1 protein-coding gene and 1 pseudogene are annotated in these 2090 nt (G+C 74.6%); one reads left to right on the top strand and one right to left on the bottom strand.

What is annotated here, in order from left to right:
- Positions 1-215: 215 nt before the first annotated feature.
- Positions 216-869: pseudogene (locus ACWDAS_RS41415) on the top strand (sensor histidine kinase); the annotation flags it as partial.
- A gap of 80 nt (positions 870-949) precedes the next feature.
- On the opposite strand, the gene ACWDAS_RS41410 reads toward ACWDAS_RS41415, so the two are convergent.
- On the bottom strand, positions 950-1924 hold the full coding sequence (locus tag ACWDAS_RS41410) for an Acg family FMN-binding oxidoreductase (RefSeq protein ID WP_450401148.1): 975 nt from the start codon (positions 1922-1924) through the stop codon (positions 950-952).
- Between the last annotated feature and the right edge of the window lie 166 nt (positions 1925-2090).

Genomic DNA, 2090 nt, shown 5'->3' with positions numbered 1-2090 from the left:
GTGAACCTGGTTGATTTCGTTGCGTGTTCACTGTCCTGCGGTCCGGGGTGGTCCGCCGTGGGCCGAAGGCCCGTCGGCATGGGGCCGAACGTCCCTGCCGCGGGCACCGGTTGGGGCGCCTCATGACCCAGGGGGCGATCGGTGCGTCCACGCGCACGGCGTACGGAAGAGCGCTCGGATTGGTCCGGATGCCGCTATGTTGAAGCAGGTCGGAGCGGCTGCGCCGGAAGCAGCTGGCACAGCTGGAGGACCGCGACCGCATCGCCCGTGACCTGCACGACCTGGCCATTCAGCGGCTGTTCGCCACGGGGATGACCCCGCAGAGCGCGCTGCGGTTCGTCGATCACCCGCAGGCGAGCGAGCGGCTGCTGAGCGCGGTGGACGACCTCGACGAAACCCTCAAGATCATCCGTTCGACCGTCTTCGGGCTCCGCGCCCACGAGACGGGCCCGGCACGGCAGGGACTCCGGGTCCGTGCGGCGAAGGCCGTGGAGGAGGCCGTCGCGGCGCTCGGATCCACCCCCGCGCTGCGGATGGAGGGCCTCATCGACACCGATGTCCCCGCCACGGTGGCGGATCACGTCGTCGCGGTGCTGGGCGAGGCCCTGTCCAACGTGGCCCGGCACGCGCACGGCCGTTCGGCGGACGTGGTGCTCGTGGTCGGCTCCGGCATGCTGACCCTGACCCTGACCCTGACCCTGACCCTGACCGCGACCGACGACGGCGTAGGGCTGCCCGAGGGCGGCCGGCGCAACGGCCTGGTCAACCTCGCCCAGCGGGCGGAGAAGCTGGGCTGGTCGTTCACCGCCCGGACACACGCCACCGGTGGTACCCGCCTGCAGCGGCGGGTACCACCGAACGGCCGATAGCCGGCCCCGCGTCCCTGCCGCCCCCTCGAGCCGTCCGGACGGGCCTCACGGTGGGGACGTGCCTCACCCTCCGGGCATGCTCACGTCCGGTCGAGTACCTCGTCCGCCGGGATGCGGGCGCTCGCCGGGCCCTGGGGGCCGTATCCGAGCCGGATGAGCATCTGGACATGGCCCGGGCCGCCGTCGGTGCCGCGCAGCGCCCACCGCAGGTCGGGCCATTCCAGCGCCTGGTGCAGCAGCGACGTCCGTACCCGGTGCGCGGTGGCGACGAGCAGCACGTGCTCCAGTGCCTGCCCCGCCCGCAGCCAGTCCGCACGCCGGTCGTGGGCGGTCGACAACACGGCGATGAGGGGCCGCTGTTCGAAGACGGCGGGAGGCGGCCGGTGCTCCGGCCGGAGCGCGGAGAAGTCGCGCACGGGCAGCCGGCCCGAGGCGTCCGGCGGGCCCAGAACGTCCGTCGACAGCCCGTCCGGCGCGCCGTCGCGCAGCCAGCCGCGGCTCTCGTCGCGGCGCGCGGGGTCGGTGACACCGCGCCGCTCCGCCTCGGCGGTCAGCTTCAGCAGCCGCTGCGTCTCGTCGGCGCCGGGCAGGCGCAGCGTCGCCCCCTCCGCGTGCGCGGCGTCTGCCAGTTCGGCGAGGACGGGGCCCGGAGGCCGGTGCCCCGAGAAGGGCGAGCGGCTGCTGTGGCGGCGCCAGAGCGCCTGGTACAGGTCGCCTCGGTGTTCCGTGCCGATCCGGCGGGGTCCGGCCAGCCGGACCGAGGCCAGCAGGTCCGGTTGTGCCGGGGCGGGCAGCAGCCGTACGACCGGATCCCAGCCGAAATGGCCGACCGCGACCCGCAGGTTGAACACCGCGGCACCCACGGACAGGTGCAGCGCCCGGCCCAGCGGGTCGGCCTCCCGCAGCCCGCGCTCACCGGCGGCACGGACCAGGAGCGTGGAGGTGTCCGGGTCCAGCCGGAAACGCCAGGGCTGGCTGTTGTGGAAGGACGGTGCGGCGACGGCGGCGGCGACGAGCTTCTCCAAGGTCGCCCCGTCGAGGGTCGTGGGCATCATGACGCTCTCCTCCCGGCCGGAACCTGCCTCCAGGGTCCGGTGCCGGCGGGCCGGCGGGGGAGGGGCCGATCGTCCCGGCGGCGGGGGCCGGGTGGCACGGTCTCAGTGGCGGGACTCGGCCTCTGCACCGCCTGAGGGCTGGTGCTGGGTGGCGAGCACGGCGGCC

This window comes from Streptomyces sp. NPDC001070 (assembly GCF_053598835.1).
Note: the sequence above shows the minus strand (reverse complement) of the source record. Positions and strands in the feature narration are given on the sequence as shown.

Excerpts from the sequence above, each read along its gene's own strand:
- ACWDAS_RS41410 (WP_450401148.1), bottom strand. The coding sequence starts at position 1,924 with ATGATGCCCACGACCCTCGACGGGGCGACCTTGGAGAAGCTCGTCGCC.